Annotated in this window: 25 protein-coding genes and 1 riboswitch; of the genes, 9 read left to right on the top strand and 16 right to left on the bottom strand. The window is 58.3% G+C overall.

The annotated features are described in order from the left end of the window. Positions 1-93 precede the first annotated feature (93 nt). Positions 94-223, bottom strand: a riboswitch (TPP riboswitch). Positions 224-297: 74 nt separating this feature from the next. Genes ddpX through AC6I79_RS20515 form a run of 8 tightly spaced genes read right to left on the bottom strand, consistent with a single transcriptional unit; the run spans position 298 to position 9,569 of the window. Then, positions 298-888 (bottom strand): D-alanyl-D-alanine dipeptidase, encoded by a 591-nt coding sequence (gene ddpX / locus AC6I79_RS20550; protein ID WP_498027831.1) that lies wholly within the window; start codon positions 886-888, stop codon positions 298-300. 14 nt (positions 889-902) lie between these two features. Continuing rightward, on the bottom strand, positions 903-2,018 hold the full coding sequence (locus tag AC6I79_RS20545) for a M24 family metallopeptidase (RefSeq protein ID WP_125310245.1): 1,116 nt from the start codon (positions 2,016-2,018) through the stop codon (positions 903-905). Further along, on the bottom strand, positions 2,015-3,244 hold the full coding sequence (locus AC6I79_RS20540; protein ID WP_150360165.1) for a M20 family metallopeptidase: 1,230 nt from the start codon (positions 3,242-3,244) through the stop codon (positions 2,015-2,017). Before AC6I79_RS20540 ends, AC6I79_RS20545 begins: the two co-directional genes overlap by 4 nt. 10 nt (positions 3,245-3,254) lie before the next feature. After that, positions 3,255-4,892 carry a dipeptide ABC transporter ATP-binding protein gene (locus tag AC6I79_RS20535; protein WP_498027830.1) on the bottom strand — a complete coding sequence of 546 codons (1,638 nt, stop codon included), beginning with the start codon at positions 4,890-4,892 and terminating at the stop codon, positions 3,255-3,257. Then, the gene (locus AC6I79_RS20530; RefSeq protein ID WP_150360163.1) at positions 4,889-5,719 is read right to left on the bottom strand and encodes an ABC transporter permease; all 831 of its coding nucleotides are present in this window, start codon (positions 5,717-5,719) and stop codon (positions 4,889-4,891) included. Before AC6I79_RS20530 ends, AC6I79_RS20535 begins: the two co-directional genes overlap by 4 nt. Further along, the gene (locus tag AC6I79_RS20525; protein WP_021508731.1) at positions 5,712-6,659 is read right to left on the bottom strand and encodes an ABC transporter permease; all 948 of its coding nucleotides are present in this window, start codon (positions 6,657-6,659) and stop codon (positions 5,712-5,714) included. Before AC6I79_RS20525 ends, AC6I79_RS20530 begins: the two co-directional genes overlap by 8 nt. Before the next feature lie 9 nt (positions 6,660-6,668). Beyond that, positions 6,669-8,267, bottom strand: coding sequence for an ABC transporter substrate-binding protein (locus AC6I79_RS20520; protein WP_498027829.1), 1,599 nt, complete (start codon positions 8,265-8,267; stop codon positions 6,669-6,671). Positions 8,268-8,288: 21 nt separating this feature from the next. Next, positions 8,289-9,569 (bottom strand): M20 family metallopeptidase, encoded by a 1,281-nt coding sequence (locus AC6I79_RS20515; RefSeq protein ID WP_498027828.1) that lies wholly within the window; start codon positions 9,567-9,569, stop codon positions 8,289-8,291. A gap of 79 nt (positions 9,570-9,648) precedes the next feature. Between AC6I79_RS20515 and AC6I79_RS20510 the strand changes: the two genes are divergently transcribed. Together AC6I79_RS20510 and AC6I79_RS20505 are read left to right on the top strand one after the other, a co-directional pair. Next, positions 9,649-10,419 carry a GntR family transcriptional regulator gene (locus AC6I79_RS20510; protein WP_104187723.1) on the top strand — a complete coding sequence of 257 codons (771 nt, stop codon included), beginning with the start codon at positions 9,649-9,651 and terminating at the stop codon, positions 10,417-10,419. Positions 10,420-10,548: 129 nt separating this feature from the next. Then, on the top strand, positions 10,549-11,010 hold the full coding sequence (locus tag AC6I79_RS20505; RefSeq protein WP_498027827.1) for an OsmC family protein: 462 nt from the start codon (positions 10,549-10,551) through the stop codon (positions 11,008-11,010). On the opposite strand, the gene AC6I79_RS20500 is transcribed toward AC6I79_RS20505, so the two are convergent. Together AC6I79_RS20500 and AC6I79_RS20495 are read right to left on the bottom strand one after the other, a co-directional pair. Then, the gene (locus AC6I79_RS20500; protein WP_058770474.1) at positions 11,011-12,087 is read right to left on the bottom strand and encodes a diguanylate cyclase; all 1,077 of its coding nucleotides are present in this window, start codon (positions 12,085-12,087) and stop codon (positions 11,011-11,013) included. It lies immediately after the preceding gene. A gap of 174 nt (positions 12,088-12,261) precedes the next feature. Then, positions 12,262-14,097, bottom strand: a complete 1,836-nt coding sequence (locus tag AC6I79_RS20495) for a methyl-accepting chemotaxis protein (RefSeq protein WP_159377537.1) — start codon at positions 14,095-14,097, stop codon at positions 12,262-12,264. A gap of 224 nt (positions 14,098-14,321) precedes the next feature. Between AC6I79_RS20495 and AC6I79_RS20490 the strand changes: the two genes are divergently transcribed. Further along, the gene (locus tag AC6I79_RS20490) at positions 14,322-14,576 is read left to right on the top strand and encodes a type II toxin-antitoxin system Phd/YefM family antitoxin (protein WP_058758675.1); all 255 of its coding nucleotides are present in this window, start codon (positions 14,322-14,324) and stop codon (positions 14,574-14,576) included. Continuing rightward, entirely contained in the window at positions 14,566-14,856 is a 291-nt protein-coding gene (locus tag AC6I79_RS20485; protein WP_058758676.1) for a type II toxin-antitoxin system RelE family toxin, read from the top strand. The genes AC6I79_RS20490 and AC6I79_RS20485 overlap by 11 nt, the downstream gene beginning before the upstream one ends. Positions 14,857-14,913: 57 nt before the next feature. On the opposite strand, the gene AC6I79_RS20480 is transcribed toward AC6I79_RS20485, so the two are convergent. Then, on the bottom strand, positions 14,914-15,963 hold the full coding sequence (locus AC6I79_RS20480; protein WP_159377538.1) for an NAD(P)-dependent alcohol dehydrogenase: 1,050 nt from the start codon (positions 15,961-15,963) through the stop codon (positions 14,914-14,916). A 108-nt stretch (positions 15,964-16,071) separates the two neighbouring features. Here AC6I79_RS20480 and AC6I79_RS20475 point away from each other — a divergent pair, with 108 nt between their 5' ends. Continuing rightward, on the top strand, positions 16,072-16,500 hold the full coding sequence (locus AC6I79_RS20475; RefSeq protein WP_058770471.1) for a winged helix-turn-helix transcriptional regulator: 429 nt from the start codon (positions 16,072-16,074) through the stop codon (positions 16,498-16,500). 86 nt (positions 16,501-16,586) lie between these two features. Here AC6I79_RS20475 and AC6I79_RS20470 read toward each other — a convergent pair whose 3' ends face one another. Both AC6I79_RS20470 and AC6I79_RS20465 read right to left on the bottom strand, forming a co-directional pair. Beyond that, on the bottom strand, positions 16,587-17,408 hold the full coding sequence (locus AC6I79_RS20470; protein WP_021508741.1) for a Cof-type HAD-IIB family hydrolase: 822 nt from the start codon (positions 17,406-17,408) through the stop codon (positions 16,587-16,589). Between the two features lie 135 nt (positions 17,409-17,543). After that, entirely contained in the window at positions 17,544-18,182 is a 639-nt protein-coding gene (locus AC6I79_RS20465) for a TetR/AcrR family transcriptional regulator (protein WP_159377539.1), read from the bottom strand. A gap of 93 nt (positions 18,183-18,275) precedes the next feature. On the opposite strand from AC6I79_RS20465, the gene AC6I79_RS20460 reads away from it, so the two are divergent. Both AC6I79_RS20460 and AC6I79_RS20455 read left to right on the top strand, forming a co-directional pair. Further along, complete coding sequence (locus AC6I79_RS20460; RefSeq protein WP_498027899.1) at positions 18,276-18,956, top strand: O-methyltransferase; 681 nt, start codon at positions 18,276-18,278, stop codon at positions 18,954-18,956. A 57-nt stretch (positions 18,957-19,013) separates the two neighbouring features. Beyond that, the gene (locus AC6I79_RS20455) at positions 19,014-19,247 is read left to right on the top strand and encodes a hypothetical protein (RefSeq protein WP_058781352.1); all 234 of its coding nucleotides are present in this window, start codon (positions 19,014-19,016) and stop codon (positions 19,245-19,247) included. 41 nt (positions 19,248-19,288) lie between these two features. On the opposite strand, the gene zigA is transcribed toward AC6I79_RS20455, so the two are convergent. The 3 genes from zigA to AC6I79_RS20440 form a co-directional block, all read right to left on the bottom strand. Next, positions 19,289-20,506, bottom strand: a complete 1,218-nt coding sequence (zigA, locus tag AC6I79_RS20450) for a zinc metallochaperone GTPase ZigA (protein WP_498027826.1) — start codon at positions 20,504-20,506, stop codon at positions 19,289-19,291. A 158-nt stretch (positions 20,507-20,664) separates the two neighbouring features. After that, positions 20,665-21,771 (bottom strand): ABC transporter substrate-binding protein, encoded by a 1,107-nt coding sequence (locus AC6I79_RS20445; RefSeq protein ID WP_021508746.1) that lies wholly within the window; start codon positions 21,769-21,771, stop codon positions 20,665-20,667. A 150-nt stretch (positions 21,772-21,921) separates the two neighbouring features. Next, positions 21,922-22,674 (bottom strand): IclR family transcriptional regulator, encoded by a 753-nt coding sequence (locus AC6I79_RS20440; protein WP_010615761.1) that lies wholly within the window; start codon positions 22,672-22,674, stop codon positions 21,922-21,924. A gap of 381 nt (positions 22,675-23,055) precedes the next feature. Between AC6I79_RS20440 and AC6I79_RS20435 the strand changes: the two genes are divergently transcribed. Both AC6I79_RS20435 and AC6I79_RS20430 read left to right on the top strand, forming a co-directional pair. Continuing rightward, positions 23,056-23,448 (top strand): RidA family protein, encoded by a 393-nt coding sequence (locus tag AC6I79_RS20435; protein WP_021508748.1) that lies wholly within the window; start codon positions 23,056-23,058, stop codon positions 23,446-23,448. Between the two features lie 193 nt (positions 23,449-23,641). Next, a complete protein-coding gene (locus AC6I79_RS20430) occupies positions 23,642-24,478 on the top strand; it encodes an ABC transporter substrate-binding protein (protein ID WP_021508749.1) in 837 nt (278 codons plus the stop codon). Positions 24,479-24,488 lie beyond the last annotated feature (10 nt).

The raw sequence follows: 24,488 nt of genomic DNA, 5'->3' as shown, positions 1-24,488 counted from the left end.
AAGTGCCCTCTTTGGATTGCGGCATAACGGCCAGCCAGGGGCTGAGTGATGCGCAGGATTCGCAGAAAGGCGCAAAGAGGGAATGAGGGCGTGCAGTGACCCCGGTTCCACATCCCTACGCCGGTATTAGCCGGATCAGGTTCAGAGGGTCACTACGTTGCCGGCCGTGACAGCCGCGCGGGTAGAATCTCAGCCCTCTAACAGGGCACCCCTTGGAACAAGCTGCATTCTGGGGTCGGAACGGAGGGCGTGTCAAGGCGGGAAGGCGGAGAACCCCCCGCTTCAGCTACGCGATTATTAACGTGCAATATCACTCACAGGAGCGCGATCGGTCCGGCTGACGCAGGCAAAGCGATCGCTGAGCAGCGGATAGTTTTGCGCATCCGGCAGTTCAAAGTGCCACCATTCGGTGGGCATCCCGACAAAACCGCCGCCGAGCATGATGGCGTTCAGCAACAGGCGATGGCGCTGCGCCTGCTGCGGCACGTTGGGATGGTACGGGTGCGACTCAGCAGACATGTCGTCAAACCCGGTCCCCATCTCCAGAATGTTGCCCGACTCATCCACCAGCGTCACATCGATCGCCACGCCACGGCTGTGATTCGAGCCCCGCGCCGGTGGCACCACATAATCCGCGTCGGGACAGGCATCCCACAAGTGCCACTGCGCCTGCTGCGGACGATACGCGTCCAGCACCAGCAGGCGGAACCCCGCCAGCCGGGCGATGTCACTGCTGCGGCGCAGCGCGGCGGCGGCATCCGGATGCAGCAGCGCCTGCGCGTCGCGATAAATAGCATACCCGGCGATGTTATCGGCTGTGGCGTATTTCAGATCAAACATCAGGCCCGGCAAGGTGGCAGCCAAATCGATTAATTCAACGTCCTGCACTGTACATCATCCTGTTAATTGTTAGCCGGCAGCGTAAAGGGCTGGCGCGGCAGCGTGGTGAGTCGCTCTGCGCCCTGTGCCGTGACGCGCACGGTTTCACTGAAGGCGAGGCCCTGCGCTGAAATATACATGTGAAACACCATGTTTTCCTCCAGTAACCACGGCGCCTGAGGATGAAAACAGCAGCTGAAATCGCTCGGACGCGGGGTGCGCGTATACAGACCCAGCGCATAACCGGTGATGTTGCTGTAATCCTCACGCAGCCCGGCGCTGAGCACCGCCTCACGCGCGACGGCATCCACCGTACAGGCCGCAACGCCCGGCTTCATCGCCCGCAGCTGGCGATCCTGAATGGCGATCAGCTGTTGTGCCAGCGCCGCGCGCGCCGCAGAGATTTCACCGACAATCAGCGGACGCATCAGGCGCGCGCTGTAGTGCCGCACTTTAGGGATCAGCTCAACGTGCAGTACATCGCCCGGTTGCAGATGCTGCTCATGGCCGCTGGCATGCAAAAATCCGCTGTCGCCGCTGGCGATAACAATCGGTCCGGTTTCACCGCTGTCAGCACCGAGCCGCAGAAATTGTGCCGCCGCCAGCGCGGCGACATCACGCACGCGCCAGCCGCCCTGCACCTGCGCACTCAGCTGGGCCAGCGTGGCATCGGCAATGCCGGCGGCCTGGCGTAAGCTGGCGATTTCAGCCTGAAATTTGACGCTGCGCAGCCGGTCGCTGAGATCGCTTACATCACACCAGCGCACCCCAGGCAGATGGCGCGCCAGCTGTTGCCAGCTGTGTACCGTCATGCCGTAGGATGCATAATCCGCGCCCAGCCGCGCCCGCTGATAGCCGCGCCGCGTCAGGCTTTGCGCCACCGCCAGCCACGGATCGTCTTCATCACGGTACGCGTCAATCGCCAGCTGCGGTGACTGCGCGCGGCACGGCGCGGCATCCAGCTGGCGCAGCACCATCCACGGTTCGTCCTGCAACGGCACCAGACAGGCACGATAACGCGTTTCCGACACGGTATAACCGGTTAACCATGCCAGCAGTTCGCCATGATCGATCAGCATCACCTCGATGTCGGCGGCGCGCATGGCGCTGCGCAGCCGTGACAGCGCGTCGGCGATCATGACGCCGGTTCAACCGGCTGGCAGATGTCGAGGATCGCCAGCAAATAGATGCGCACCATATCAAGAAATTCACTGATCTCGACGCGCTCGTCCGGCATGGTGTTGTACTTGCCGCCGGGTCCGCACACGATGCCCTCCATGCCCGCATGCTGATACAGATGCGCCGCATCGGTACCGTAGAAGGCGGGCGGCGTGATCACCCCGGTGGGCTGCGGCGTGCCGCGCACGGTCTGCCAGCCGCGATTGACCGCTTTAACGATTGGCGATTCCGGCGACACCTCAAACGGCAGCATGGTGGGTTTATCGCGCAGGCCGTCATCGAACAGCTGCGCCTGCAGGCCCGGATAGCGCTGGCACAGTGCATCCAGCAGGGCCTGCAGATCGGCCAGCACGCCGTCCACCGTTTGCCCCGGCGCAAAGCGAGCGGAGCCTTTCAGGCGGACAAAATCCGCGACCTGCGGCGGCCGCCACTCCTGCAAATCACGCCCCAGCGCACCGTGTACGGTGCCAATATGGCCACGGTTAATTTTGCGGTGTTCTGCACTTTTCGCTCCGCTGAAAGTGATGTTATTGATCTGCGGAATCAGTTCGACCGCCGCCGCAATCGCGTCGACCGCCTCCTCACGCTTTGACAGATGGCGCGTATCGCCGGTCAGTTCAATGGTGAACATCAGCGAGCCGGCATGCATGGTCAGTGCCTGTAAATCCGTGGGTTCGGCATTGATGAAATAGTCGGCGCGTACGCCCTGCTCAATCGCCGCCAGCGTACCGATGCCGCCCTGTAACTCGCCGACCACGTATGTGAGGATCACGTCGCCCCTGAGCTTCACGCCGGCATCAATCAACGTCTTCAGCGCGCAGAAATAGGCGGCATCGCCCGCTTTCATGTTAGAAACGCCGATGCCGTAAATAAACTGCTCGTCGATTTTTCCCGCCCAGGGATCGACGGTCCAGCCTTCGGTGACCGGGTTAGTATCAAGATGACCGTTGAACAGCAGGCTGTGGCCGCCTCCGCTGCCGGCCAGCCGCCCAATGGCGTTCAGCCGATCGCCGGCCACCGGCTGCAGTTCCGTCTCCAGCCCCAGCTGCGCCATCTGTTCCGCCATATAGCGGGCTAATTCGCGTTCGCCCTCGGTGGCACTGTAACTTTTGTGCTGCACCATTTTTGCCAGGAAAGCGAGGCAGTATTCACGATCGATGTGATGAATTAACTCTTCAGGGTTCATGCGCTTCTCGTTATGCCACGGATTGGGTCAGATCAGGGATGTGCACGGCATCAAGCAGTGCACGGGTGTAAGGATGCTGTGCCTGCGCCCGCATATTCTCGCCGGGCAGCACTTCCACCACATCGCCGCGATACATCACCGCCACGCGATGCGCGATCTGGCGGATGAGATTGAGATCGTGGGTGATGAACAGATACGCCGTGCCGTAGCGACGGCGCAGCTCCAGCAGCAGCTCGATGATGGTGGCCTGCACCGACACATCCAGCGCCGCCGTGATTTCATCGCAAATCACCAGGTCCGGCGGGTTAGCGAAGGCGCGCGCAATCGCTACGCGCTGTTTTTGCCCACCCGAGAGCGCGTGCGGATAGCGGCTGGCAAATTCCGCAGGCAGCCGCACTTCCTGCAGCAGACGCGCCACCGCCTGCGTCTCGCTTTCTCCCGGTGGCAGTCCATGCAGCCGCAGCGGACGCGCGATAATTTCGCCGACGGTCATGCGCGGATTGAGTGACGCATCCGGATGCTGAAAAATCATCTGCACGCGGCGGCGATACGCCGGGTCCATCTGCGCGCGGCCATATAACGTCGCGCCGCAGAAGTCGATGCTGCCACTGAACGGCACCAGGCCGGTTATCGCCTTGCCGAGTGAAGATTTACCCGAACCGGACTCGCCGACCACGCCGAGAATTTCGCCCTGATGCACCGTCAGCGAAACCGCATTGGCGGCCCGCGTCGTGTTCGCCTCCCGTTTCAGCAGCCGATCGAGCACGCCGTGCTGGCCATAATTAATCGTCAGCGCCTGCAGGCTGAGCAGCGGCTGACTGCCGGCCGCATCCGCGACCAGCCGATGCTGCGGATCCGGCACCGCGGCAATCAGTTTGCGCGTATACGCATGCGCGGGTGCGCTGAATAGCGTGCGCGTAGCGGCCTGCTCGACGATACGGCCCTGCTCCAGCACGCATACGCGGTCGGCCACTTTCGCCACCAGCGCCAGATCGTGTGAGATATACAGCGACGCAACGCCGGTCTCGGCGCGCAGTCGCTCGTAGAGATCGAGGATTTGCGCCGAGCTGATGACGTCCAGCGCCGTGGTCGGCTCATCAAAAATCAGGCAGTCCGGCTGGCAGGCGAAGGCGGTAGCGATCAGGATGCGCTGCTTCTCACCGCCGGAAACCTGATGCGGATAGCGCTGCATCATGCGTGCCGGGTGCTTCAGCTCGACATCGCGCAGCAGCGATTCCCCCAGCTGCTGCGCTTCGCGCGCTGACAGCCCACGATGACGGCGCAGCACTTCGGTGACCTGTTCACCCAGCGTCAGCGTCGGGTTCAGCGACGCGCTGGGATCCTGAAAAATCATGCCAAGCTTTTTACCGCGCAGCGCCATCAGTTGGTTCGCTGGCAGCTGCAGCAGGCTCTCGCCGTTCAGCCGGATATCACCCGCCTGCTCGCGTGCGTTACTGGCCAGCCAGCGCATGATCGCCCAGCCGAGGGTGGTCTTGCCGGAGCCGGATTCCCCTACCAGCCCCAGCACTTCGCCCGGCATCACCTGCAGGGTGATATCGCGCAGTACTGGCAGCGAATGGCCGCGCGCTAACGCATAATCGAGGCTGTAATTGTCCACCGACAGCACCGGGTTGTGCGGACTCTTCATTTGTGGCTCCCTGGATTTAACACATCACGCAGGCCATCGCCCAGCAGGTTGAAGCCAATCGCCACCAGCGCGATAGCCAGACCGGGGATCATCATCATCCACGGTGCTTTAAAGAAATAGCTGCGCGCCTCGGACACCATCAGCCCCCACTCCGGCTCGGGCGGTTGCGCGCCGAGGCCGAGAAAGCTCAGCGTGGCAAACAGCATGATGGCGAATGCCACGCGAATGGTGGCTTCTACGATGATCGGCGCGAGAATGTTCGGCAGCATTTCGCGCAGAATGATGTAGTAACCCGCTTCGCCGCGCGCGATGGCGGCGCTGATGTAGTCCTGCTGACGCGCCGCCAGCGCCACGCTGCGCGCAATGCGCACCATGCCCGGCACGAAGGCGATAGTGATAGCCAGCACGGCGTTCATGCTGCTCTGCCCCAGGGTGCTGACAATCAGCAGCGCAAACAGCAGGCTGGGAATCGCCATCACCGCATCCATGGTGCGCATCAGGAATTCATCCACTTTGCCGCCCAGATAGGCGCTGGCGGTGCCCAGCACCGAGCCAATAACCATCGCCAGCGCGGTCGCCAGCAGCGACAGCAAAATGGTGGATCGCGCGCCGACCAGCACCCGGCTGAAAATGTCGCGCCCCAGCTGATCGGTGCCGAACCAGTGCTCTTCGCTGGGCGGGCGGTAACGCGTCAGAATTGAGATCGCTTCCGGATCAAACGGTGCCACGTGCGCGCCGCCCGCCACCATCAGCAGCGCCAGCAGCAATATCAGCACACCCGCCGCACCCTGCGGCGAGCGCAGTAATCGTTTCAGTATTTCAGGCATAGGAAATCCGCTTATCGAGCATCACGTAGGCCAAATCCGCGAGGAAATTCACCACGGCATAGGTTGCCGCGAGGATCATCACGCCGGCCTGAATGGTGGGCAAATCGCGCGCCTGTACCGCGACGATCAGCTCCCGGCCAATACCGGGAATGGCAAAAATCTCCTCCACCACCACAATCCCGCCCAGCAGATAGCCGACGTCGAGCGCCACAATGGTGATGGTGGGCAGCAGGCCATTGCGCAGTGCATGGCGCCACAGGATGCGCCGGCGCGACAGGCCTTTCAGCCACGCGGCGCGAACGTAGTCGGTGTGCAGCACGTCAACCATTTCTGAGCGCACCATGCGCGAAACGTGTGCCACCAGAATCAGCGCAACGGTGATCGACGGCAGAATCAGGTGCTGAATACCGCTGATAAAATTTTCGCTGAGCGGCACGTAGCCGGTGGCGGGCAGAATCTGCCAGACATCGGCAAACAGCAGCAGCACCAGCGTGGCGGTGACGAATTCCGGAAACGAGATGCCCATATATGAGATCACGCTGACCAGCACATCGGCGGTCTTACCGCGCCGCACGGCCGCCCAGATGCCGAGCGGAATGGCGATCACCAGCATCAGCAACAGGGCGCACAGCGCCAGCAGCAGCGAGCGCGACAGCGCCGTCAGCAGCGTTGGCCCGACCGCCAGGCCATTACGCATCGACACGCCAAAGTTGCCCTGCAGCGCCTGCGTCAGCCAGTGCCAGTATTGCAGCCAGGCGGGCGCATCCAGCCCAAGCCGCGCCCGCACCGCCGCCAGCGCTTCCGGCGTGGCGTTTTGTCCCAGTAGCGTGACCGCGGCATCGGCGGGCAGCAGCTGAGTGATGCCAAACACCAGCAGCGACACCACCAGCAGCGTGTAAATCATCAGCAGCAGGCGTTTAAGCAGGTAACTTGCTGTCACGTTCGCTCCTTACAGGCTGCGCTTTGGCGCGTTAGCGGTCAGCCAGACATGATCGAGGCGGAACACCGCACCGCGCGGATGCAGATGATAGCCCGCCACGTGCTCACGACTGGCAGCCAGCAAATCAAAGAAGGTCGGGATTAACGAGGGCACCTCGTCGTGCATCAGCTGCTGGGCTTTGCCGTACAGCTGGGTGCGCAGCGTTTCGTCATTGGTTTCGCGCGCCGCCATCACCGCACCGTCGAAAGCCGCATTGTTCCAGCGCGTTTCGTTCCACGCCGCTGTTGAGGTATAGAGCAGAGAAAACACCGCATCTGGCGTCGGCTGCATATTGTAAAAGCCGACGTAGAAATTGCCCTTCTTCCACACCTGATCGAGATAGGTGCTGTGTGCCATGGTCTGCACATTGATGCGGAAACCGCCCGGTTTCGCCATCTCCCGCAGGGCAATCCCCAGCTGGGTGCGGGTTGACGGCTTGTCTGAGGCGACAAGCGTTAAATCCAGCCCATTCGGATAACCGGCCTCCGCCAGCAGCGCTTTGGCTTTGCTGTAATCCAGCGCTTTTTGCGTTAGCTGCACGTAATACGGATAAGCGGCGTTGATCGGCGTGTCGTTACCCGGCGATCCGAGCCCGTCTGCGACAAAATCCACCGATGCCTGGCGGTCCACGCATAACGCCAGCGCCTGGCGGACGCGCACATCATTAAACGGCTTTTGATCGCAGCCCATGTTGACGTTAAGAAACTGGCCGGACGCCACGCGCAGCGGCAGCACGCCCGCCGATTTGGCTAAGCGGGCGAACTCGCTCGACTGCGCACTCAGCATCAGATCGGTATCGCCGGCGATCAGCGCGGAGCTTTCAGCGATGGCATCGGGATACACCACCACTTCCACGCCATCCAGATACGGCCGCGTGGCGTCATAATAGTACGGGTTGCGTTTCACCACGATTTTGCGTTCCGGATCGTAAGACACCAGCTGGAACGGCCCGGCCCCCAGCGAGGCGCTGCTCAGCTTGTCGTACTGCCCCTGCGCGATATGCGCCGGGATGATTTTGGCATCCGGATAGGCCAGCATCACCGGCAGATCGGCATAAGGCGCCTCGGTCTCAATCAGGACGGTGTTATTGTCTTTAGCGCTTACCGTTTTAATCGGGCCGATGTTGTGCAGCGCCGGTGAGGCGTTTTTCGGGTCCAGCAGCGCCTGCAGGCTGGCGACCACATCCGCTGCGGTGAGCGGCGAACCGTCGCTGAAGCGCAGATCGGGCCGCAGCGTGAAGGTCCACTGGGTTAAGTCGTCGTTCGGCTGCCAGGACTGCGCCAGATCGGCTTCCGCTTTCATCGCCTGCGTCAGGCGGGTTAAGCCGCTGTACAGCAGCTCTGCCACCAGATATTCCGGATTAACCCGCACCTGATGGGGATTGAGCACGCTGACCGCCTGGTCAACGCTGATGCGCAATACGCCACCTTTACGCGGCGTGCCGCCCGGGGTCGCGCTGGCAACGGCGGCAGCCGAGGCACTGAATGACCAGGGCAGCAGCGCCGCTCCGGTCAGGGCGGTTGAACTGGCGATAAACTGTCTGCGGTTTAACCCTTTCATGGCGCACATCTTCTGTTCCTCGTTGGTTTATTAATTACCCTGGGTTGGCTGAAAATCATTGGCGAGATACGCCAGAATCGACTGCGAAAGTGCAATAACATCTGCCATCGTGGTGTATTCATCGGCGGCATGAATGCGGTTATCGGGACGGGCAAGTCCGCCCAGCAGAATTTCCTGAATGCCGGCCTGCTGTACCCAGCCCATATCCGAGCTGGTGGCGGATCCCCAGGCTTTGAATTCTGCTGGCGGGAAGCCGAAGCCCTGGCTGAGCGCCGCCTGCCAGCGCGGCCAGTGCGGACCGGTGGGATCGGCGACTGGCGCCAGATGGCCAATCAGCTGCAGCGTGACGTCGCTGGCGGCGCTGCCCTGCATCGCCTTATCCACGCACTGCGTCAGCTCCTGCCACACGTCGGCAAACGGCTCTTCCGGCGCATAACGGCGATTAACCAGCAGCTCGAAGCGTTCCGGAATGGTGGAGCCTTTACTGCCGCCGTGCGCGGCGGCCAGCGTCAGTAAGGCGGTGAGCGGCCGGCCCTGATAATGCGGCGGTGCGGGCATTGCCGAAACCCGCTGTTCCACCTCGCCTTTCAGCTGATACAGCGCATTCATCAGCGGAAGCGCAGCCTCAATAGCATTGATACCCTGCAGCGGATCGCCGGAGTGCGCCGAGCGGCCGCTGACGATAATTTTGATATCGATACTGCCAAAACAGCCGGCCCAGATGCGCGGCACCGCGCCGCCGTTGAAGCTGAGCAGGTGACCGTGAAATAACTGCTGCTCCGCCAGATAACGAATACCGGGATAAAGGCCGCCCTCTTCATCGGTACAGAGTAAAAACACCGGGTTATAGCGCAGGCTGAGTTGAAAGCGCTGCGCGGCCCGCACCGCAGCCAGCGCGGCCACGATGGTGCCTTTCATATCCGCGGCGCCGCGTCCAAACAGCTTGTTTTCCGCAACGCTGAGCGCCAGCGGCGGAAAGCGCCAGCCATCGCCGGCCGGAACCGTATCGGTGTGAAAGTAGAGATTGCAGTTTTCAGCCGCGCCGGCATCCAGCGCGGCCAGCAGATTCACCCGCTCGCCCTGCGCGCTGCCGTCCGGCGTCTGCCACAGCGCGTCGGGCACCGAAACGCGCTGCAGGTTAAAATGCAGCGGCTGCAGCATCGTGCTCAGCAGGTCGGCGAATGCTGCGTAACCCCGTCCGGGCGGGAAGCAGGTATCCACCGCCAGCATGCGTTGCAGATCGTCAAGAATCTGCGCCTGATCGTCGGCGATATGGGTCAGAGCGCGCTGTAGTGATGAATTTTCCTGCATAAACTGTTCACTTATTGTATTTCTATATAGTTTATAGATAATGCAAATGAACAGCTGGGGTCAATCGGTAATCGGAAACATGCAAAAAAACTATGACGCGCACGACGTTCCTCAATTCAGTCGCCTGAACGAAGGCGAAGGCGCTCCGCTGTACGAAGTAGTGAAGCGCCATATCAGTGAATCCATCCTGCAGGGCGAACTGCCGGCAGGCACCATTTTGCCCAGTGAAAACAGTCTGGCGGCGAAGTTCGGTGTCTCGGTCGGTACGGTGCGCAAGGCGCTGGCGGCGCTCACGACGGAAGGGATGCTGATGCGCCGGCGCAAAACCGGCACGGTGGTGACCGGCTGGGCGCCGCTGCATAACCTCAGCCATTTCTTTCACTATTTTCGTCTGCATGACAAATCGGGCGGTTTGCTGCAGTCGGAAACGCGACTGCTGGAGTATCAGCACAGCCGCGCCAGCGCCGACGAGGCCGATAAGCTGCAGATCGCACCAGGTGACGCAGTGATTCGCCTGAAACGCCTGCGCCGGGTGAAGGGCATTGCGGCCATGCATGAAACGCTGGTGCTGCCCGCCGCGCGTCTGCCCGACTTTCCGCCGGCGGAACAGCTACCGCAGCTGCTGTATCGTTACCTGTTTGAGCAGTACGATGTGCGTGTTGCAGCGGTGCGCGAGCAGATCAGCGCCACGCTCGCCACGGAAGAAGATGCCAGCCTGCTGGAACTTGCTCTGCCGCACGCGGTGATGGTGATCGATGAGGTCTCTTTTGATCAAAGCGCCACGCCGGTGATTCTTGCGCATCACCGTTTCAGCACAGAACACTTTATGTATGTCAATGAGATACGCTGATTACATGGATGTTTTACTGTAAGGTGTTTCAGATGCGCATCGACGCGCACCTGATTAATTTGAACCAAAACGCAGCGAACGTTGTGAATAACAACCGCTAAGGTGACCTCACTGAACAGGACATTTCCCATGGCAGCACGGCAGCACCATTACCAGATTCACCTTCGCTGGAGCGGCAATCGCGGCGATGGCACAGCTTCTTATACCGCTTACGATCGTGAAAGCGAATTACAGGCACCCGGTAAACCGCCCATTTTGCTGAGTGCCGATCCGGCATTTCGTGGGGATAAAACGCGCTGGAATCCTGAGGAATTGCTGCTGGCGTCTGCGGCGGCCTGCCATAAGCTGTGGTATTTACACCTGTGCGCCGATGCCGGCATTGTGGTGGAGGAGTATGAAGATGCTGCCGAAGGGAACATGGTCGAGGGGGCGCGTGGACGCTTTACCGATATCACGCTGAAGCCGCGCATCAAACTGCGCGACCCAGCGGATGCCGATCGCGCGCGGGCATTGCATCATCAGGCACACGAAGCCTGCTTCATCGCCAACTCGCTGAATTTTCCAGTAAACTGCGATCCTGAATTTTTCTGATTATGATGCGCGGGCCAGCGGCGTTTGCCACAGCCGCACGCCGTTGCGCCCGGCGCGCTTCACTTCATACAGCGCTTCATCCGCATGGCGCAGCCAGTCGCTTAACGATTCGGCGCTGACCGCAGGCGCAATACCGATACTGACCGAGCAGCGAAACTCTGCCGAGGCCGGTAAGCGCAGCTGGGCAATCTTCTCTTTTAGCCTTTCGGCCAGCTCCACCACCGATTCATCGCTGGCCTGATGCACGATAACGCCCAGCTCATCGCCGCCAAAGCGCGCCGGAATGTCCTGCAGCCCGACATAGTTGCGCAGCAGCGCCGAAATCTCGGCCAGCAGAAAATCGCCCGCCTCATGGCCCCAGCTATCATTGACCACTTTGAAGTGATCGACATCCAGCAACAGCAGATAGCCGCTGCTATCGCCGCGCCGCGTGCTGAGAAACTCACTCTCCAGCCGCCGCTCAAACAGGCGGCGGTTAGGGATTTTCAGGCCGGGATCCATCAGCGCGATGCGCTCCAGTTCACGGTTGCGGGTGCGTAAATGCCAGGTGAGATTGTACGAAGCCACGCTGAGTACCAGCATGTAACAGGTAGCCAGCGGCAGCGTCAGCCAGACGGTTTGCGTGCTGAACGCCAGATTTACGCTGGTGCCATCCAGCAGCCACACCATAATAAACCCGCACAAAAATGCCTGTATGGCGGCAATCAGCTGCGCGCCGCCGCCAGCGGCATAGCGATCCGATGCCAGCACCGCCATGATGACAAAAGAGGGCATCGGGCTTAACGCCATCAGCGCCACCCAGATTCCGCCGAAGGCGGCATCCAGCGTCAGATTCTGGCGTTCGGTACCGGTTGAGTCTTCGGCACGAAGCGCACGCTGATACGCCAGCCATGGCCAGAAAAAGGCGTTCACAAACAGCAGCGCGCTGAATGCCAGTCCGCGCTGCATTTCCAGCAACACTGAGAGAATCGGAAAGAAACAGAGGATCGTGCCGAGCTGACGCATGATGAACATACGACGAACGAAGCGTTTTGACCGGCGCTTCAAATGGTTTTCATCAGGCGAGTAGTAATTCATTCACGGGAAAATTCAGGTCGACAAAAATGGCAGTGTATCGGGAAAAAGTCGCCCTGCGGCGACTTTTTTTAAGAATTTTCACCTTGCATATTGGCGACACGCAAATAAGAAGCGCTTTGCTGCCAATAGCAGCAGCGGCCAGCGGGTAAAGTTCGCTGCCGCTGCGCGTGTTTTTTAGTTCACTGCCCCTTGCAAACGGAACTGGCTGACCAGCCGCTGCAGCATGAATGCCTGCTCTTCCAGCGCCTGTGCGGAATGGGATGACGCAGTGACCAGCGACGCATTTTGCTGAGTGGTACCGTCCAGCTCACCTACCGCGCGCGCGATTTGCTCAATGCCGCGGCTCTGCTCATCAGAAGCAGCCGAGATCTCCGCCATGATTTCATTTACGCGTGCGATGCTACTGACAATCTGCTCCATCGTTTCACCCGCGCGCGCCACCTGCTGATGGCCGTTGCTGATACGCCCTACCGATTCGCCAATCAGTCGTTCAATATCTTTCGCCGCTCCGGCACTGCGCTGGGCCAGATTACGCACTTCGCTGGCGACCACCGCAAAGCCTCGCCCCTGCTCGCCGGCGCGGGCGGCTTCAACCGCTGCGTTGAGTGCCAGGATGTTGGTCTGGAAGGCGATGCTGTTGATCACCGCAGTAATCTCGGCAATTTTCTTTGAACTATCAGAAATCTCGCCCATGGTGCTGACGACGTTGTGCACCGCAATACCGCCCTGACTGGCGTTATGCGTCGCTTCCGCCGCGATCTGGCTGGCGAGACGCGCATTGCTGGCATTATTTTTCACCGTGGCGGTCAGCTGCTCCATGCTGGCGGCGGTTTCCACCACCGCAGCCGATTGCTGGGCGGTGCGCGACGACAACTCCAGGTTTCCCTGATGTATAGTGCTGGCAGCCTGCGACACATTGCTGACGCTGTGCAGCACCTCGCCAATCATGCCGCGCAGCCGCGCATTCATGCGTCCCATGGCAGAGGTGAGCTGGCCGAGCTCGTCCTGGCGATTAGTGACAAACTGCGAGCTGAGGTCGCCGCTGGCAATGCGTTCCGCCAGCGCGAGGTTGTGGAACACCGGGCGCGTAATCTGCCGGATAATGGTCCAGGCCACCAGCACGCCCAGCACTATTGCCAGGCTGCCAATCAGCAGCGAGAGCGCCGCTGACCCGTTAGCCAGTTCATCGTTACGCGCCTTAACCAGGGCGATGATCTGTTTGATCGCCGCGCTGCTGTTATCGCCCGCCACTTTGACGGTGTTTTCCGCGACACGCAGCTGGCCGTAAATCGCTGCCGCCTGCAGGCTCAGATCTTTGAAACGTTCGGTATCCTGCCATAGCGCGTTAAATCCGCCCTGCTGCTCCGCCGGTAGCTGAGTCAATAGCGTGTTCATGTCCTGCCCGGCGCGCTGAAAATCATGTTCCAGTTTATTGCGCAGTGCCTCGCTGACGTTGAAGCGCAGCGCCCAGGCCTCTTCGCGCACATTACTGATGGCAAACAGCAGCTGATATATCTGGTTGGTGAGTTCGGGTGTGCTGACGGGGGTCCGGATTAGCCCGGTATAGCGCGACGTCATGTCCTGCTGGCTCAGCGCGTCCAGCTGGCTGCGCAGATCGTTGAGCTGTCGGGTTGCCTGTGTCATGGCGGTGATGCTGTGCTGGAAACGGGCAAGATGGCTGGCGACATCGTTGAGCAACCCTCTGGCGTCCGCCGTCCACGGCAGCTGCTGGGCCTGCTGCGTCAGTTGCTGAGCGTGCGTGACGTAATCCGTCATGGTGCCGCCCGCTTTGTCTTCGCCGTATAGATATTTAAGACGATTGATTTTGGCCTGAAAGACTTCAATGTTGATGTCATAAATCAGATTGGTTTTCTGATAGATGTCGTGAATCTGGTTGAATCGTTGCACGCTGAGCGCTGTAGCCAGCGCCACCAGCAGCAGGACGATGCCGAAGCCCGCCGCCAGCTTGCGCGTAATGCGCACATTCCGTAATCGGGAGACCAGTCCCATGTCTCGCTCCTGTCATTGTTGTTTTTGTTGAGTTTGCAGAAGGGGTTATCGGACCGTAGCGGGAATTGTTTACTGTTGCGGGGCGAAAATGTGCTGTGTCATAAAAGCGGTATAGTATTTAGCCAAAATACTCTTTTAAAGCACTTCTTAAAGCGCTAATATCAGCACCATAAAGTGTTAATATACTTCACCTGTTTTCATTATCTAAGTCCGGATATCTCACCATGCCATTTCAGATCCTGTCAAACACCGCTGCCAGCATCACCGATTTAAAGCGTGATCCCATGGGAACAGTGCGTTCAGCGGAAGGGGAAACCATTGCTATCTTAAACCGCAACGAGCCCGCTTTTTACTGCGTTCCACCGGCTGTTTACCAATATCTGATGGAATTAGCAGAAGATGCAGAACTGGGTCGTATCGCTGATGAACGCATTTCTGAATTAGCGGATGCGAAAGAGATTTCGCTGGATGACTTATAAATTAAAGTTCGTTCCTTCCGCTGAAAAGGAGTGGAAGAAACTGGGTCATCCGGTGCGTGAGCAGTTTAAGAAAAAGCTGGTACAACGGCTGGAAAATCCCCGTGTCCCCTCAGCACAACTTCACGGCCGAAAAGATCAGTACAAAATAAAACTACGTGCTTCAGGCTATCGCCTGGTGTACCTGGTGCAGGATGAAACCATCACTGTCATGGTATTAGGTGTGGGTAAACGCGAAGGCAGTCAGGTCTATGCGGATACGGAATACAGATTGCCTGAGTAATCTGTTGATAGCAAAGCCGGCGATTTCAGCCTGAAATCGCCGGCCATGGCTGGGCAATTACCAGCGAGTCGCCAGCATATCAATGACGAAACGGTACTTCACCTCGCCCTTCAGCATACGCGCGAAGGCCGTTTCGATCTCTTCACCGGCGATCAGCTCAATATCTGCCGTGATGTTATGCTCGCCGCAGAAATCCAGCATCTCCTGAGTCTCTTCAATGCTACCGATGGATGAACCGCTGATGCTCAGACGGCGAAACACCAGCGGCGTGACGTTCGGCGACTGATGCGGTTGGTCAGGAATGCCGACCAGCACCAGACGGCCATTGGTCTTCAGCGTCGCGAGGTAAGGATCGAGATCGTGCGGTGCCGCCACGCAGTCAATGATGAAATCAAGCGAGGTCTGGCATGCCGCCATCTGCGCGACATCACGCGACACCACCACGCGCGTCGCACCAAGACGACGTGCGTCAGCGCCTTTTTCCGGTGAGGTAGTAAACAGGGTTACCTCGGCGTCCAATGCGCTGGCCAGTTTTACCGCCATGTGGCCCAAACCACCCAGCCCCACCACCCCGACGTTATCGCCGGCTTTGACGCCAAAATGGCGCAGCGGTGACCACACCGTTACGCCCGCACACAGCAGCGGTGCCACGCCCGCCAGCGCCAGATTGTGCGGAATCGACACGACGAAATGCTGATCGACCACCACATGCTGCGCATAGCCGCCCCAGGTGCTGTCGCCGGTGTATTTATCGATGCCGTTGTAAGTGGCGGTGAAGCCCGCTTCGCAGTACTGCTCTTCCTGCTGCTGGCAGAAGTGGCAGGCACGGCAGGAATCCACCATTACGCCCACACCGACCACATCACCGGCTTTGAAGCGCGTAACCTGAGTTCCGGTCTCCAGCACGCGTCCAACGATCTCGTGGCCCGGCACCAGCGGATAACGACTGACCGCCCACTCATTGCGTGCCATGTGCAAATCGGAATGGCATACGCCGCAGTAAAGAATTTCAATTTTTACGTCCTGTTGCTGCAGCGGACGCAAGGTAATCTGGCCGGCAGCCAGAGGTTGCGCTGCATCCTGTGCCACCAGTGCGTTAATTTTCATGATGCCTTCCTCAAATTCTGATGTGGGCTGAATGAAGGCGGCAGACTATAATCAACGCGGTGCAGAATTGATAGTAGTCACCATTTGGTGACCATAAAGGAGAGTGCGATGCCTGCCTGGGTTGATGGCAAACTGGTTTTCTATGCGGATTCGCCACCGCGCCGTCTGATGGATCTGTTTTCGGTGAAATGGAGCACGATGGTGCTGCACGCGTTGTATCACTGGCCGGGACAGCGCGCCCGTACCGGTGAACTGCAGCGTAGCCTGCAGGGGATTTCGAAAAAAATGCTGTTTCAGACACTGAAAGAGCTGGAGCAGCGCGGCTTAATTGCACGTCAGGTCTACGAAGTGATTCCACCGAAAGTGGATTACCGGCTGACCGCGCTGGGGATGACCTTCGCCCGGCCAATTGAGCAGATGTATCAGTGGGGATTAGAAAACCAGGCGGCACTGGATGAGATGGAAGCTAACCTTCGCGCAGCAGGCGGCACGCCGGCGGAAAACGCCCGCCCTGCAGCGTCATCCGCCAGTGAATAACCACGCGCGGGTCGCATACTGTTCGTCGCGGCGCGATTTATCACACATTAAATAGCGCCGCAGTTCGTGGATCGATCCAGTGACCGTTAACCAAACGGCGTTTCGCGTGCCAGCAGACGGGCGATGACGTTGAGAGCGCCCTCGTCGTTATTACTTTCCGTCCGATAACGCGCGACGGCTGCCACCGGTGCAGCGGCGTTGGCCATGGCAAAGCTGTAACAGGCCTGGCGCAGCATTTCGATATCGTTGGCGCTGTCGCCAATCGCCAGCACTTCACAATCATCAATGCCCCACTTCTCCTGCAGCAGCGCGATGCCGTGCGCCTTATGACAGCCGGGAATGATTAAATCGACAAAGCCAAATCCGCTTGAGACCGGATGCATGATGTTTTCAATCGCGTTCAGTTCGCTGTGCAGACGTGCCAGCAGCGCCTCGACACCTTCGTGTGCCAGATTCAGCGAAAACTTGAAAATGGTATCGTCGATATCGTACAGGCTGTCGCGCTTCTCCAGCCGGCGATAGTGATTGGCCAGCATGGCGACCACCTCATCCGGCATTGACTTGTGCACATAGGCTCCGTTGCGACCGCACACCACGGTGCTGATCTCCGGTTCTTTGGCGAGAATATCCAGCACCTGATGAACACGTTCCGGCGCCAGTTCACCGCAGAAAATTTCTTCGTTGCTGTCGGATACCCAGGCACCGTTTTCAGCCACGAAGGCGATCTCATCTTTGATAGCGGGAAAATAGTGCTGCAACTGATAATACTGATTGCCGCTGGCGACCACGAAACGGATGCCTTTCTCCTTCAGCAGCGCGTACTGGCGCGCAAAACGCTGCGCGTTGTACTGCTTATTGTCATCGAGAAATGTCCCATCCATATCCACCGCAATCATTTTTACTGCCATCATGCTCTCCCGTCTCTGTGTGCCGTCAATCCATCCGGCTTTACCAAGGTTTTATCAAGCTTACTCGCGGTGTGGATTAATGAGAATGTGAATAATGAGTTTGTTAACCGCTTTCAGAGATTTCCAGCCCATTTTTTACTGCAATTCGGCCCCTTTTTCTCTGATCCAGGCACAGAACATGTCTGCCATATCGCGCGCATAAGCCTGAATTTCTGCTGCGCTGCGCGGCGATTCGGAAAAATGCTTGCCGACGTCACCCAGCGTGCTGTTGATTAAATCCGCCGCCCGCGCCACCTCAGCCGCGTCCCGCTGCGGCAGCAGCTGTTGCAGAAACTCGCACATCACATTCTCGCCATTGGCGCGCGCGGCCTGCACTTCCGGCGCATCCCGGTAAAGCGGCGCGGCATCATTCAGTGCGGTGCGCATCGCCGCCTCTTCACACTCCGAGTGCAGGAACGCCCAGGTCAGCTGGTGCAAGCGCTGACGCGGCGTGGATGTGCTGTCGCGCAGAATCGAACCCAGCAGATCGCCGGTTCGCTGCCACTCTTCGCTCTGCAGACGGAAAAGGATAGCGGCCTTATTGGGAAAATACTGGTACAGCGATCCAATACTGACGCCCGCCCGTTCGGCCACGCGGGCAGTGGTAAAGCGCGTGGCACCCTCCTGCTCCAGAACCTGAGTCGCCGCCTGCAAAATGGCTGCTACCAGCTCACTGGATCGCGCCTGCTGCGGCTTTTTTCTTTCAGAAATCTTAGCGTTACGTTGTGTGGCCATCGTCTGCTCCTGAAAGCGAATAGTAAAATGCGAGTAATTCATCGTATTCTGTTCCTGACGCAAAATCCACTTTCTGATGCAGGAACCCCGATGATGAACACCCTGACTTCCGCGCCGCTGGCGCCGCTGCTTAACTATCTGTTTGAGCTGGCGGATAACATGGCGCATCCCACCAATGAAGCGTTTCGCGTGATGTCCGATGAGGAGCAAACGCGTCTGCTGCGGAGCAAAACCGATTACCGCGAACTTTACGGTCATTTAAAAGATGTGCCGCTGGCGGTCTCGCGGGAAACCGGCAAACTGCTGTATATGCTGGCGCGCAGCAGCCGGGCGCAGCATATCGTTGAGTTTGGTACCTCGTTTGGTCTCTCCACCCTGCACCTGGCGGCGGCGGTGCGCGATAACGGCGGCGGCCGCATCATCACCAGCGAGTTTGAACCGGGCAAAGTGGCGCTGGCGCGCAATCATTTTGCCGATGCTGGCGTCAGTGACCTGATTGAAATTCGCGTGGGCGATGCGCTGGACACGCTGAGTCAGGACCTGCCAGCCAGCGTTGATATGCTGGTGCTGGATGGCGCGAAGGCGATCTATCCGGAGATTTTGCAGCTGGTGCAGCCCTGGTTGCGTCCGGGTGCCCTGATTGTGGCCGATGATGCCGATTTCAGCCCGGAATATCTGGAAATGGTCCACGGCAGCCGCCTCTATGCCTCGCTGCCGTTTGCTGATGGCGTCGAAGTTTCAATGTGGCTGGGATCGCCACATAAAGGCGCTTAACAGCGTCACGTTTATGTTATATCGTTACAATCCCGTGCTCTGATTGAGGTTGCTGCGATGAAGGTTACCGTTCCACTGTTAGTGATTGCTTTTGCTTCGGCGAAAGCGGGGGCATTTCAGGCGAAAATCGATCCGTTAAAGCTGGCGCTGAAACCGGCTAATGCGCTCGCCAGCACCGATCAGGCGCAGCCGCTGGCAATTGCCGAAGCGCATGCGCGCCTGGCGGCGGCGGTGAGCGGCTGTCAGTGTCCGTTCTGCACCCAGATGCGGCTGATGAATACCGGGTTATGATGATAGGTTCGTCGCCGCACAGCCCGCTGCGCGGCGACGCTTCAGTCAAACCATGGCTGAAACGGATCAGGCAACTGTGCCCAGCCGTCTGGCCCCAGCGCCATCTCCTCATCGGTCAGTAACGCATGGTGCAGCTGCTGACGCAGCACGGTTTCATCCATATCGATACCGATGATCACCAGCTCCTGCCGCGCATCCCCCGTGCCCTCATGCCAGTTTTCGCGGATGTAATGCAGCGTGTCTGCGTCCTGCGGCCAGCGATCTTCAGGCACGCAGGCCCACCACATCCCGGCCAGCCCCTGCCGCGTGACGCCGCCGGCCTGCGACCAGGATCCGGCGTGACGCGGGCGGGTTGCCAGCCAGAAATATCCTTTCGACCGCACCACGCCCTGCATGTGCTGCGTAATCACCTGATAAAAACGCTGCGGATGGAAGGGACGCCGCGCGCGGAAAACAAAGCTGCGGATGCCGTACTCTTCAGTTTCAGGCGTGTGCTCGCCGCGCAACTCTTTCAGCCAGCCGGGGGCCTGTGCCGCAGCATCGAAGTCAAACAGGCCGGTATTCAGTACCTGATCAAGCGCCACCTGACCAAACTGAGCGCGAATAATCCGCGCACGGGGATTGAGCGAGTGCAGAATCGCGGTCAACCGTGCCTGCTCCGCCGCATCAATCAGGTCGGTTTTGTTGAGAATCAGCACATCGCAGAATTCAATCTGATCGATCAGCAAATCGACCACCGTGCGCTCATCCTCCTCACCGAGCGATTCGCCGCGCGATCGGACGCTTTCGCTGGAATCATAGTCACGCAGGAAATTGTAGCCATCCACCACGGTCACCATGGTATCCAGCGCCGCCACGGCGGACAGGCTTTGCCCCTCTTCATCGGCAAACGTAAAGGTTTCCGCCACCGGCAGCGGCTCAGAGATGCCGGTCGATTCAATCACCAGATGATCAAAGCGCCCCTCTTTCGCCAGCCGGTTGACTTCCAGCAGCAGATCTTCGCGCAGCGTGCAGCAGATGCAGCCGTTGCTCATTTCCACCAGCTTCTCGTCGGTACGTGACAACGCCGCCCCGCCCTCGCGCACCAGCGCGGCATCAATATTCACTTCCGACATATCGTTGACGATCACCGCCACGCGGCGGCCTTCGCGGTTGTTGAGAATATGGTTAAGCAAAGTGGTTTTTCCGGCACCGAGAAAGCCAGAGAGTACGGTGACCGGCAGCCGCCTGAAGCCGCCGTTTGTGGATAAAGCTGACATAATCACTCCTGAATAATGACATCACGCGCACCTGAAAGGGTGCTGATATTGATATGTTATAACATAACAATATGCAGTGTCATGATCGTCGTGCACTTTTTGTGGGGTTTTGCTTTGGGCAGGATGGGAACAGCGGGCCGGGCGCCCGCTGCGGACAATTACTGGTTGTCCGGATAGCTCAGTTCGATGGCATCGTCCGGCAGTTGAGTGAAGGTTTTCACGAGGGTATGGAAATCAGCCACCGGTTTGAGATCGGCAAACTGCTGCGGATAGAGATCCTTCGCGAGGATTTCCATGCCGATAATGTTGTACGGGTGATTGTAGAAGTGATGATACACCCCGTACACGCGCCCCTGCTTCACCGGCGCGATTTGCGCCAGACCGGTACGCTGCAATAACGTCTGGAACGTGGCACGCACTTCCTGCGGCTGCACGCCGTAACCAAACGGCAGCACGTTGCTGTTTGGCCGCTTTGAACCGGTCATGATGTAAACGTCCGGTTTCATGGCGATGATTTTTTCCAGCGCGACAAAGCCGGCATTGCCTGGCAGCAGTGCCGAACCAATATTTTTGCCGCCGACCGCTTCTACCAGCCCACCCCAGCCATTATGGCTGTGGGTAAAGCAGCAGTTATCGCTGTTACCGGCAATGGGTTCGATAAATACCGTGGGTTTGTTTTTGACCTTCGCAACGGCTTGCGTGATGCGGTCGAAGCGCTGCTGGTAAAAATCGGTGTAGGCTTTGGCTTCGCTTTCGCGGTTCAGCACTTTGCCCAGCAGCGTGACGCTCGGGGCGGTGTTTTGTGCCGGATGCAGTTCATAATCGACGAACAGCACCGGGATGTGCAGGTTGTTCAGCGTGCTCAGCACGCCGGATTGTTCCAGCGCCGGCTTAGCGCGCAGCTGCGCAATCATCAGATCCGGTTTCTGCGCCAGCACGCTTTCCAGATTAACCTGGCCTTGATCGCTGAAGCCCATATCGACAATTTTTGTCGCTTCAGGCCAGCGGCGCTTCAGCATATCCCAGGTTTGCGTATCCTGCTTTTTCGGCAGATTGTTCCAGGCCACAACGCGTTTAAACGGATTGTCGCGATCGAGCAGCGCCAGCGTCAACACATCGCGGCCATCCTGCAGAATGATGTGCTGCGGTTCTTTGCTGATTGTTTGCGTGTGACCATCCATGTCGGTGACGGTGAGCGGATAGTCAGTCGCGCAGGCTGCGGTTGAGACCAGAATCCCCATTGCCAGTAACAGGCGCGTTTTCATGCCAAAACTCCGTGGTAAAAGAAATAGTTATTATTATCAATTACCTTAACACAACCTTAATCACGGCAAAATAAACCCGACGGCACGCGGTTGTAAGCGAATAATACGGCGCCGGGAGCCCGCCGCATTACGCTGTGGCGAAGCAACGGCTCAGGTGAAATCAGACAATTTCTGCCCAGACGCGATCAGTTCCTGCAGCAGCATCTGTCGGCGTTCCGCCGGAGTATCACGGCTGACCATAAAGCAGATTGCCGCAACCGCCTGGCCGCTGCGCGAGCGAATCGGTGCAGCCATACAGCAGGTAAAGCTTTCGGACAGACCTTCGGTCATGCAGTAGCCCAGCTGGCCGGCACGGTGAATCTCTTCGAGGAAGGTCTGCTTGTCGAGAATCTGACCGCTGGCCAGCCGATAATCCTCCTCCGGAATCAGGTCGAGAATGGCGCTGTCCGACCAGTTACTCAGCAGTAAACGACCGGTCGCCGTCCAGGTGATCGGCACGCGCACACCGATATCAGAGGTGATTTTAAACGGATGGGCGTTACTCTCCGACAGCACCACGGTGTATTTGTTACCTTCCAGCATACACAGCTGCACGGTTTCGCCATGACGCGCCACGATCTCAACCATAAGCTGATGTGCACGACGGATCAGATCGTTGTGGGCCATGTAATCCGCACCGTAATAGTGCATTTCACGACCGAAAAACACGGCACCTTCCGCATCAAGCTCAACCAGACCCGCTTCACTCAGCAAACTGACCAGCTCATAAATACTGGAGCGCGGTGCACCGGTCGCTTCGATTAAATCTCGCATCGCCATAGGCTGACGCGCGATATGCAGCTGGCGAAAAATATCAATAACCCGGTCAACACCGCGTGCCCGGGACGTTTTTTCATCCGGCATACGCTCACTCCCCTGTCGTTATGGTGCTACTCATCTGCGTTTAAAAAGAGCTGCATGATACACCCGGCAAACGAAATTACCCATCCCCGCAATAATAAAAATCTTTCCGGCGACTTTATTTATCATGCGCTATTTTCGGGCCCCATTGTGGCGCATAAAAAAGATGGGACTCGCTGTTAAATTCGATAGCGGTCACATTTCCATTCAAAAAAATCACGCACTGGAATTTATTTTGCGATCGCACCAGCACGGCAAAAAATTAATTGCCGATTGCCATATTGCAAAAAAGCAACAGCTGTGCAAATCTCGTCCTATCCGGTATTGCAGATAGCAGTCTGGTATATCAGACAGAAACGGTAGTGTGCAAAGGAGCAGAAAGACATGACGATCAAACGTTATGGCATTGAGGGCGGTACCGGTACCGGCGGGCAAAAATTGCCGTTCGCCCGCGCCGTGGAGGCCGATGGCTGGCTGTATATCTCAGGCCAGACGCCGATGCGCGACGGCGAAGTAGTAGAGGGCGGCATCATCGAACAGACACAGTTAGCGTTCGACAACTGCCTCACTATCATGCGCGAAGCGGGTTATCGCGTGGAGGATGTGGTCCATGTGACGGCGGTGTTGACCGACGCGCGTTATTTCAGTTCTTTCAACAAAGTATTCAGTGAGATATTCAGTGGTCATCCACCGGCGCGTATTTGTAGCGTGCAGGATTTAGTGGTCGACTGCAAAGTCGAAGTGGACATGAAATGTTTCCGCGCCGACCGTAAATAAGTAATACCGTTCAACCAGGCTGCGATGTTCATTTTCTTCGCCAACACCAGGCCAGCCTGATATTAATTAATGCATTTGCTTTTTCAATAAAATAACCCGAAATACGCGGTGCGGCCGCTGCGCTGGCGATCGTCTATTAAACGGGTGATGCGGAATAACGCCGTCTCGTCAAACATTTAAAGAGAGCATAAAGATGAATGCAACATCGCTGAAATTAAGTGCCAAAACCGTGGCCGGTGCGCTGGTCTTGCTGGCGATAGCAGGCTGTACGCCGACCGAAGAGAAAAAAGAGGCTGGCGCCGCGCCACAGTCGGCGCTGCAAACCGTGCTGCAGCGCGGCACATTGCGCGTCGGTGACTGCCTGAGCTTCGCACCGTTCGGTTTTTATGACAAAGACGGCAACCCGGATGGTTACGACGTTGACCTGGCGAAAGCGCTGGCCAAAGAGATGGGCGTGAAGCTGGAAATGGTCAACACCACCAGCGCCAACCGCATCCCTAATCTGCAAACCAACAAAGTCGATGTGGTGTTTTGTAACTTCACCCGCAATCTGGAACGTGCCAAAGAGATTGGCTTCACCCATCCGTACGTAGTAGCCAGTGAGGCAATGCTGGTGCGCAAAAACAGCGGCATTCAATCTGCGCATGACATGGCCGGCAAAACCATTGCCACAGTGAAAGGCTCGACCAATGGCGACGAAGTGCGCAACCTCGGCATCGACGTGAAAATTCAGGAGTACGACTCATCCCAGGCGGCGATTCTGGCCGTCAAACAGGGCCAGGCCGATGCGATGATCGAGGATAACAACTTCCTCGCTTACCAGGCGAAGCTCGATCCGTCACTGGCCGTAACTAACGAAGCGCTGGTACCACTGGAGTACAACGCCTTTGGGGTGAAACAGGGCGACCAGGTATGGACCAATTACCTCAACGAATTCCTGTTTGAAATCAACGCATCCGGTGAGAACGCCCAGCTGTATGAGAAATGGTTCGGCAGCAAACCGCGTTATCCGCTGAATCCGCAATACTGATTGTCAGCCC

Source organism: gamma proteobacterium symbiont of Scutellera amethystina, from assembly GCF_059730845.1.
The sequence above is the reverse complement of the archived record's forward strand: the minus strand, read 5'-3'. Positions and strand labels throughout refer to the sequence as shown.